A 9,984-nucleotide genomic window follows, 5' to 3' on the forward strand; every position below is an offset into this window, starting at 1 on the left:
TCGAAGTATCCTTAGTTATTAGGAGCCTCTGGGAGTTGGAAACTCTCAAGTCCGGTTTTGAAACAGAGGTGAGGGATAGTGATATCCCCATCGACTGTAACTATCCAAGTTCTCAAATATGTTCAAACTGTGGGCATCAACAGAAAATGCCGTTACACTTGAGAACTTATGTTAGCGCAGCTTTGCGTTAGCAAATGTAGTGAATGCGGTTTTGAAGCTGACAGAGATTTTAATGCTGCTATCAACCTGAAAAACTATGTGAATCAGTAGCTTGAGTCAAGAGCGAATTTAAGCCTGTGGAGAAGATAAGTTACAGACTGCGGTCAGTGGTCTTCTGTGTTTGCGCAGCATTGCGTCAGCAAAACAGGAAGCTAGCTCCAAAGCTCATGCAACCACGCATGGGTAAGTTTGGGTAAGTTTAGTAGAACGGAATAGCTAGTATCCGAATAGCTTGTCGAATATCCTCGGCGACAGCGATCGCTCCTTGCCGATCCGTATTAGGTAAAATGATGACAAATTCTTCACCACCATAACGAGCAACAAAATCTCCCGGACGATTAATATCATGTCCGGATAATTAGTGATAAAAAAACTTTCTCCTTCAACTCCAGTTCTTCTTCTTTCTTCCCTCTTTCCTCCTGACTCCTTACTCCTGAGGACTGACTCCTCCGTAGTTATTTATTTATCACTGTTCAACCGGACATGATATAACCGTTTCTGAGGCAACTTGGGCAATTTGTACCAAACAATTATCTCCAGCTTGATGCCCATAATAATCATTATATAATTTAAAATAATCCGCATCAAATAAAATCAAAGATAAAGGTTGTTTTTTTCTTTGAGCACATTGCCATTCTTGCCTGAGAGTTTTATCAAAAGCAGGACGATTATAAACTCCTGTTAATCCGTCAATAGTTGCGAGACGATTTAGCTCTAATTCTAATGTTTTTCTTTCAGTAATATCTCTGACTGTAACTGCAAAACCATCAGCTAATTTGACTGCTATGCAAGAATACCATTTTTGTTCTTCTTTGTACTTATAATTAAAGTCTTTTTGTAAGGATATTCCTGTTTCTACAACTCTGACAAAATCAGCAAATAAATCAGGGTCAATTTTATCGATAAATCTTCTGAAAATCAACTTTCCAATTAAGTTTTCTCGTTCTTGATTAAAGACTTCAGCAATAATAGGATTAACTTCCAAGCAGCGAAAATCTTCAATTTCTGCTGTTTTGAGATGTCTGACAGCTTCTAAGGCAGCAACCCCATCAAGGGAACTCTTTAAAATACTAGAAATCAAGGCTCTAGATTGATATAAAATTGCTTCTGTTTCTTTTCTTTGTTGAATTTCTTGCTTAAGCTTTTCTTGTTCCTGTTTCAAGAGTGCTTTTTCTTGTTGTAAAAGTTTTTGTTGTTTCTGAATCGTTAACTGACTATTAATTCTTGCTAAGACTTCTTCTTCCTGAAATGGCTTAGTAATATAATCAATTCCACCTACTTCAAAAGCTTTTACTTTGTCAAATACTTCACTTAAAGCACTAATAAAAATAATTGGAATATCTTGAGTTTTCTTATTTAATTTTAAGTGTTGGCAAACTTGATAGCCGTCCATTCCTGGCATTTTTATATCTAAAATAATTAAATCAGGGGGTTCTATGTTAGCTGCTTCAATTGCAGTTTCACCATCTGTGGCTTTTCTTACTTTATAATTTTTTCCCTTTAAAATAGTAGTTATAGCTCGTAAATTATTAATTAAATCGTCAACAATTAATATATTGCCCACGAACGTTTTATGATTCATAATCTTTACTTTTTTCGGTCGTAAAATATATTTTTCTTACCATGTTGAAGCATTAAAATCAAATAGCACAATTATTAAGATTCCCAATATTTTTTTGATTTTCTAACAGCAACTAGCAGTTTGATATTTGACCATATCAAATATCAGTCATATTAGTATATTTCATCCGAATTTTTCTAGTTTCAATAACAGCTGATGTCAGCTTTACTAATTAATCTCGATTTCATTTGATCTTTGAAATAGACATCTCCTCCATGCATAGGGAGTAGGCAGTAGGGGGAAATAATTGATGATTTATGTACGATAATTGATTTTATTTTTTGTAAGCATTCAGCCGTCAGCTATTAGCTAGCCTCCTAGGTTGGAACTACGTTAACAGCTATTAATGTTGAGAAAGGTAAAAGCAACCTTTGAAATTGAGAAAGAATAAAAAGTTACTATCAAAGTCTCCTTCTCAAACCTTAGAGGTAATTATTTATTATTAATTGCTGTTAACGTAGTTCCTCCGGAGGAGGCTAGCTGACTGCTAATAGCTGTTTGCGCAGCATTCCGCAGGAAATGCTTACTATTTTTTATTATTGGAGATGTCTAATATAAAAACCATATAAATCATCATTTTTTTTGATATATAGCAATCCTATTTTATTTGTGTATAAAAATCTTACTGTTTTTAGGGAACAGGTATGGAGGGAACAGGTATGGAGGGAACAGGTAAGAGTTTAAGTTTTTTTATCTACTTTTTGATTACCCGCAACCAATTTAGGATTGCTATAGTCAATCACTTAAATAATAGAAAATTTTTGATTTTATGGGCTTCAAGCAGGCCATTATTATCGTTTAAATATTGGACTTTATGACAAATTGGCCATACCTGTTCCCGAACAAAATTTAGCAATAATCCTTAATAAAATTTAACTCTATGAATAATTTAATCAGTGGTAAAATACATTATTAAGAAATGTTGAGTTCATGCATCAAAAAACTTATACTTGTTTATAGACAAAAGCAAAAAATATCTGGATTGTATATTGTTTCAAACAATTGACAATTAGACAATATTAGTGTCGCTAGAAATTTCCGATTAACTTCCCCTACGGGAAGTCCCGCGCTCTCCCGTTTTGCTAGCGCATAACTGCGTTAACGGCTGTCGCCGACATGAAACAAAGTTAGGCGACAATGGTCAATTCTTACCCAACGGCCAATCAGTAAAGTCAGGATTGAATAAGTCTTTGCAAAATGCAGCTACTATCAATTTCTTGGTTTTAGAGTATGTTGCTTGGAAGCTTGGCAAAAAAATTATCAAAGTAGATCCAAAAGGCACATCTCAATATTGTTGGGAATGTCTGAATAAAGTCTCAAAAAGCTTGTCAGAGCGCTGGCATTCTTGGCCACATATAGGGCCAAGAACTAGATAGGGACTATAATTCACCCACCCCTCTAGCTCCCCTCCCGGGAGGGGATGGGGGTGGGTTGGATTGTTATCAACACAGGGGGAGGAGATCACCTCTGTTAAAACTGCCGTCAGGTTTTCCCTGGCTGAAGAATCCCGCGTTGTCGTGAATATAGCAACGTCGGGAGTATGTCAATAAACAAGGAGCATTATAATGTCTGAAATCGCTACTAAAAACCTCACCTTTTGGGATACTACCAACTATAAGTATCCCGGGTTTGGCCAAACAGCGCAAATCTCTGATGGTCTAGGAGGTACAATAGGTATAACCTACAATCAAATAGACTATGACAACCGTTCTTGGAAAGGAAAGCCAGATGGTGGTACCCCCATTACAGAAGCTCGCCTCCTCTCTGGGGAAATAGAGAATCAATTTACCTTAACAGGTCAAGTAAAAGGTATCACTGCTACGATGCCTCAAATCAGGACTATAGGACGTGAAAACAACTATTCTGTTACTCTAGATTTTAGTAACTATAAAGCTTCTCTAGCTGGCTCAAAAGTAACTGATGGCGCTACCTGTGGTGACACCTATTTGGCCATCTCAAGATTCTTCAATGGTAGCAAAGCTGGATATACAACCATCAAAGTCACAGCAACAACTCTGGATGGTAGTCCAGTAAATTTAACTGACTGGAAATTATTCAACAGTGGCACTCTTGGCAAAGGGCACAATGCTCGAATATTCCTAGATGCAGCGACTCAAACTATCTCTGGTAAAAACTCTCAAGGCAAACAAGAGTTTTGCCCAACTCCACCCAACCCAGGTACTTCTTTTGGCACAGATACGGGTCTAGGTTTGTTTCAGTTACCGAGCGACCAACGTTATACATCTATTACCCTTACTTTTAAACAAAAAAAGATTAAAGGTGCAATACCTAACGATCTACACGATATTTATGTTGCTAGCAATACTAGCTCTACAAGTCCAATTAGTGAAACTCCTGAAACTAAACCTATGGATATAAATAGTGGTTTACAACTGCATCTGCCACTGAATGAAATAGTGGAAAATGCTGCTAAAGAAAAAGAAGTTGTCGATATTTCAGGCAACAAATTCAATGGCAAAGTTCATGGTGCAGCAATTGTAACTGACTCCCGCTTTGGCAACTGTATCAACTTTGATGGAGTAGATGATTATATTGATCTGCCAAAAGAAACTATCCCTCAAACTGGTGCAATTACTATTAGTTTCTGGGCATATGGTGGCAAGTCTTTACCTAAAAATACTGTTTTAATATCTGCATATAATAAAGGTAATCAGCCACTTCTTCGCGTCTATTTACCATGGTCAGATCGTCGCATCATCTTTGATTATGGAAATCCTTTTGACAGACTTGAGAAGGTAGGTGAGGCTGCTGATTTTAAAGATAAATGGACTTACTGGACATTTACTAAGAATGTTGCCAAAGGGGAGATGAATATTTATCTTAATGGTACTTTGTGGCACAGTAGTACAGGTAAAGACAAAGCTATAGATTCAGTTGTTAAGGTGATGTTTGGTCGTGAAACTTATAATAGTTACTATAATGGTCAAATTGCTCATCTACGGATTTATGACCGAGTATTATCACTAGAAGACATCAATGAATGTATGAAAGTGGATGGAACTCCTCCACCTATGGATATAAATAGTGGTTTACAACTACATCTGCCACTGAATGAAATTGTCGAAAATGCTGCTAAAGAAAAAGAAGTTGTTGATATTTCAGCAGGAAAGCTCAATGGTAAAGTTTATGGTGCAACAGTTGTAGCTGAACCACGGTTTGGTAATTGTTTAAACTTTAATGGGAATCATGATTATGTGATCATTAATCCAATGCCCAACTTTCCCTCAGAAGCAATGACAGTATTATGTTGGGTTAGATCGAATAACCAAAGCAAAGAAGGTACAGTTCTCTCATACGCCAAATCTTCAGCACAGAGGTATAACGAGTTTCAAATATACAATATTAAAAATATCACACCCACTGTTAATAACAAGTGGCATAGTACGGGAGTTGCTTTCAACGATGGTGAATGGCATTGTGTAGCAATTACTTGGCAAAGTAGCGATGGACAATTAAAAGTGTATAAAGACGGAAAAGAAGTACACTCCAAAGTCATTAGTAAAGGAAATCCAATTGCTACTGGAGGCGCATTGGTATTAGCACAAGAGCAAGATAAGCTGGGAGGAGGATTTGCAGGTAATCAAGCTTTTCAAGGACAAATGGCTCATTTGCGGATGTATAACCGAGTGTTATCTCCAGAAGACATCAATGAATGTATGAAAGTAGATGGAACTCCTCCACCGATGGATATAAATCGTGGTTTACAATTCCATTTGCCACTGAATGAAATAGTCGAAAATTCAGCTAAGGAAAAAGAAGTAGTTGATGTTTCTCCAGCAAAACTCAAGGGTAAAGTCAATGGGGAACCAACAGTTGTAGTAGACTCCAAACTTGGCAATTGTCTAAATTTTGACGGTGTGGATGATTATATCCAAATGCCAGCAATGAATATTGACTATTCACAAGGTTTGACTGTCGAAGCTTGGATACACTATAACAGCTTTAAGCATTGGTCAAGAATTATTGACTTTGGCAATGGTACTCCAAATAACAACATTGTGTTTGCTAACGAAACCACAACCAGCAATCTATGTTTCGATAGCTTTAAAGGAACAACTTCCAACAGGGTACAAGCAAATGGAAAGCTAGAGTTGAACAAATGGCTACATTTGGCAGTAACAGTTGATGGTTCGGGGAACACGAAAATTTACAAGAATGGTGCAGAAGAAAAGAGTGGGTTAATAAATCTTCCCAACAATACTAATCGCACTAAGAACTACATTGGTAAAAGTAACTGGTCAACAGATGGATATTTTCAGGGCAAAATGTCGCATTTGCGGATGTATAACCGAGCGTTATCTCCTGAAGAAATCAATGAATGTATGAAAGTGGATGAAACTCCTCCACCTATGGATATAAATCGTGGTTTACAATTGCATCTGCCACTGAATGAAATAGTCGAAAATGCTGCTAAAGAAAAAGAAGTTGTTGATGTTTCTCCAGCAAAACTCAAGGGTAAAGTCAATGGGGAACCAACAGTTGTAGTAGACTCCAAACTTGGCAATTGTCTAAATTTTGACGGTGTGGATGATTATATCCAAATGCCAGCAATGAATATTGACTATTCACAAGGTTTTACCGTAGAAGCTTGGGTACACTATAACAGCTTCAAGAATTGGTCAAGAATTATTGACTTTGGGAATGATGCTGGAAGTGACAACATTCTGTTCGCAAATCCAGGCACAACAGCTAATTTAACTTTACATAATTATCTTGGTGCTACCAATCACCCCATTGATGCAGATGGAACACTAGAACAAACAAAATGGCTTTATCTAGCAGCAACAATTGACGAGTCAGGAAATGGCAAAATCTACAAGAATGGGCAAGAAGTAGGAAGTGGAACATCAAGTATCCCTAATAATGTTAATCGCACCAAAAATTATATTGCCAAAAGTAACTGGTCAGCGGATGCATTTTTTCATGGGAAAATGTCACATCTGCGGATGTATAACCGAGCGTTATCTCCTGAAGAAATTAACGAATGTATGAAAATAGATGGAACTCCACCGATGGATATTAATCGTGGTTTACAACTGCATCTGCCACTGAATGAAATAGTCGAAAATGCTGCTAAAGAAAAAGAAGTTGTTGATGTCTCAACATCAAAGCTCAATGGTAAAGTCAATGGAGCAAAAGTTGTCGCCGACTCAAACTTTGGCAATTGTTTGAGCTTTGATGGAGTGGATGATTACATCCAAATGCCAGAGATGAATATTGACTATTCACAAGGTTTTACCGTAGAAGCTTGGGTATATTATCAGAACTTCAAGATCCAGTCAAGGGTTATTGATTTCGCGAATAGTCCCGGTAAAAACAATATCATTTTTGGCAATAGTCAAACAACAAACTCTGTATTATTAGTTGTATTTGTTGGTTCTACTAGAAAAGCTATTGAAGTAAAAGGCATACTCGAAAAGAATCAGTGGCTCCACCTAACAGCAACAATTGATAAGTCAGGAAATGCCAAGGTTTATAAAGATGGTCAAGAAGTAGGAGGAGGGTTAGTAGCTATTCCCAATAGTGTTAATCGCACCAAAAATTATATTGGTAAGAGTAACTGGTCAGCAGATGGATATTTTCAGGGCAAAATGTCGCATTTGCGGATGTATAACCGAGCATTATCAAAAGAAGAAATTAATGAATGTATGAAAGTAGATGCAACTCCTCCACCGATGGATATAAATCGTGGTTTACAACTGCATCTGCCACTGAATGAAATAGTCGAAAATGCAGCTAAAGAAAAAGAAGTTGTTGATGTTTCAACATCAAAGCTTAATGGAAAAGTTAATGGTGCAACAGTTGTAGCAGACGATCGCTTTGGTAACTGTATAAACTTTGATGGAGTAGATGATTATATCGAACTGTCAGCAACAACTATTCCTCAAACTGGTGAAATAACAATTAGTTTTTGGGCAAATGGTGGCAAGTCTTTACCCAAAGGTTGTTCGATCATCTCTGGACGAGATCAAAGTAATCAGGTTATTGTTAATATTGAGTTACCTTGGTCAGAGAGTATGATTAATTTTGATTGTGGACGGAAGGATGACTCTTGCGATCGAGTGAAAAAAATAGCTGAGACTGTTGATTTTAAGGATCAATGGCGAAACTGGGTATTTACGAAGAATGTTGCCACAGGTGAAATGCAAATCTATCAGGATGGTGTTCTGTGGCAAAATGCTACAGCTAAGAATAAACCAATAAATTCAGTTACTCAGGTAAAGTTTGGGACTGGTTATGGCTTCTATGATGGTAAAGTTGCTCATCTCAGAATTTATGACCGAGTATTGTCACCTGAAGAAATTGACGAATTGATGACAGTTGATGAGGTCGATGAAGCAGACACTACATCCACAACTGATGAAACTGATACCACTGATGGAACAGACACTACATCCACAACTGATGAAACTGATACCACTGATGGAACAGACACTACATCCACAACTGATGAAACTGATACCACTGATGGAACAGACACTACATCCACAACTGATGAAACTGATACCACTGATGGAACAGACACTACATCCACAACGGATGAGACTGATACTACTGGAGAAACAGGCAGCACATCAACAACGGATGAGACTGATACTACTGGAGAAACAGATAGCACATCAACAACGGATGAGACTGATACTACTGGAGAAACAGACAGTACATCCACAACAGATGAGACTCCTAAACCTATAGATATAGATAGTGGTTTACATCTCAATCTTCCACTGAATGAAATAGTAGAAAACTCAGCAAAAGAAAAAGAAGTAGTTGATGCTTCAGGCGGAAAACTCAATGGTAAAGTTTATGGTGCTAAAGTTATAGATGACCCTAACTTTGGCAACTGTATAGGTTTTGATGGAGTTGATGATTATATCGAACTACCCCCAACAGCTATTCCCGAAACTAATGAAATAACAATTAGTTTTTGGGCAAACGGTGGAGAGTCTCTACCCAAACAAAGCTCTATCTTGTTAGCACAAGATAAAACTAATCACAGGGTAGTTAATATTCACTTACCATGGTCAGATAGTAATGTATGTTTTGATTGTGGAAATAAAACCTCTTCTTTTGATAGAATTGAACAATTAGCTCAAATCTCTGATTTTAAGGGTAAATGGAATCACTGGGCATTTACAAAAAATGTTGCTACCGGCGAGATGAAAATCTATCTCAATGGTAGTCTGTGGCAAACTGTTACAGATAAAGATCAAGAATTAAGTCAAATTACTCAAATAAAATTGGGTTGTGGTTATGGGTTCTATGAGGGCAAAGTTGCCGATCTACGAATTTATAACCGAGTGTTATCTCAAGAGGAAATTAACGAACTAATGAAAGTCAATCAACCTGCTACTACATCAACGACTGATGAAACAGACACCACATCAACGACTGATGAAACTGATACTACCCAAAAACCTATGGAATATCGGATTTATCAGGTCAAAGGTAATCCCACAATCGAAACTGGATATCAAGAATCAGAATGGACTGCAGTTATTGCCGGATTTAATTCCGGAGCAAACCAAAAACACAGAGCTTCAGCATTGACGATCATGCCTGTTGTTGAGCATGGAGAATGGAAAATCAAGTGCGATATTAAAGATGCAGACGATCGCTATTGGGATGTAGCGGTTTTATTTATCAGGAATAATATGGTAAATAGGGTCAACAACTTTTATCGTTAGATAGCTTTAGCCTAAAACGGTTTTCCTGCACGGTAGACCACAGTAGGGACGTTCCATGGAACGTCCCTACAAGGTTTGATGTGTGAAGATGTGGTTCATCAATTTGAAAAGCGCTGTAATATCATGTCCGGATAATCAGTGATAAAAAAACCTTTTCCCTTCTAACCTTTTCTTTCCTTCTGCCTCCTGCCTCCTGCCTTTTGCCTTACCTTCTCCAAAGTATAAGTATTCAACCGGACATGATATAAAACGGTATCTGATAGAATTTTTTGGGGTGGCAATTTTAGCTGCTCCTTTTGATTTATATATAGGGTTTGCTGATTAAATCTCAAATAATTACCAGATAAAGGTTTTAGCATTTTTAGGTATTGAAAAAGTACATGGTTTTCAGCTCTTCATGGTCAAAAAGGAGCGCATTTTTAGCGCATAGTTGGG

General features: G+C 37.3%; 6 protein-coding genes and 1 pseudogene. 4 read left to right on the forward strand and 3 right to left on the reverse strand.

Going from position 1 to position 9,984, the window contains the following annotated elements; translation table 11 throughout:
• Together F6K54_RS43890 and F6K54_RS43895 are read left to right on the forward strand one after the other, a co-directional pair.
• Positions 1-191, forward strand: a pseudogene (locus F6K54_RS43890) (hypothetical protein); the annotation flags it as partial.
• Complete coding sequence (locus F6K54_RS43895) at positions 169-270, forward strand: zinc ribbon domain-containing protein (protein WP_375342015.1); 102 nt, start codon at positions 169-171, stop codon at positions 268-270. The pseudogene F6K54_RS43890 and the gene F6K54_RS43895, both read left to right, overlap by 23 nt.
• A gap of 148 nt (positions 271-418) precedes the next feature.
• On the opposite strand, the gene F6K54_RS32215 is transcribed toward F6K54_RS43895, so the two are convergent.
• Both F6K54_RS32215 and F6K54_RS32220 read right to left on the reverse strand, forming a co-directional pair.
• Positions 419-562: a diguanylate cyclase gene (locus tag F6K54_RS32215; protein WP_366558292.1), complete on the reverse strand. Its 144-nt coding sequence runs from the start codon at positions 560-562 to the stop codon at positions 419-421.
• A gap of 123 nt (positions 563-685) precedes the next feature.
• Positions 686-1,801, reverse strand: coding sequence for a response regulator (locus tag F6K54_RS32220; protein ID WP_293087119.1), 1,116 nt, complete (start codon positions 1,799-1,801; stop codon positions 686-688).
• Between the two features lie 1,118 nt (positions 1,802-2,919).
• Here F6K54_RS32220 and F6K54_RS32225 point away from each other — a divergent pair.
• Together F6K54_RS32225 and F6K54_RS32230 are read left to right on the forward strand one after the other, a co-directional pair.
• On the forward strand, positions 2,920-3,216 hold the full coding sequence (locus F6K54_RS32225) for a zinc ribbon domain-containing protein (RefSeq protein WP_293087122.1): 297 nt from the start codon (positions 2,920-2,922) through the stop codon (positions 3,214-3,216).
• A 189-nt stretch (positions 3,217-3,405) separates the two neighbouring features.
• The gene (locus F6K54_RS32230; RefSeq protein WP_293087124.1) at positions 3,406-9,549 is read left to right on the forward strand and encodes a LamG domain-containing protein; all 6,144 of its coding nucleotides are present in this window, start codon (positions 3,406-3,408) and stop codon (positions 9,547-9,549) included.
• 161 nt (positions 9,550-9,710) lie between these two features.
• Here F6K54_RS32230 and F6K54_RS32235 read toward each other — a convergent pair whose 3' ends face one another.
• The gene (locus F6K54_RS32235; protein ID WP_293087127.1) at positions 9,711-9,908 is read right to left on the reverse strand and encodes a hypothetical protein; all 198 of its coding nucleotides are present in this window, start codon (positions 9,906-9,908) and stop codon (positions 9,711-9,713) included.
• Positions 9,909-9,984: the final 76 nt, after the last annotated feature.

The sequence above is a fragment of the Okeania sp. SIO3B5 genome (assembly GCF_010692555.1).
Taxonomy (GTDB): Bacteria; Cyanobacteriota; Cyanobacteriia; order Cyanobacteriales; family Microcoleaceae; genus Okeania.

Excerpts from the sequence above, each read along its gene's own strand:
- F6K54_RS43895 (WP_375342015.1), top strand. The coding sequence starts at position 169 with ATGTTAGCGCAGCTTTGCGTTAGCAAATGTAGTGAATGCGGTTTTGAA.
- F6K54_RS32220 (WP_293087119.1), bottom strand. The coding sequence starts at position 1,801 with ATGAATCATAAAACGTTCGTGGGCAATATATTAATTGTTGACGATTTA.
- F6K54_RS32230 (WP_293087124.1), top strand. The coding sequence starts at position 3,406 with ATGTCTGAAATCGCTACTAAAAACCTCACCTTTTGGGATACTACCAAC.
- F6K54_RS32235 (WP_293087127.1), bottom strand. The coding sequence starts at position 9,908 with ATGCTAAAACCTTTATCTGGTAATTATTTGAGATTTAATCAGCAAACC.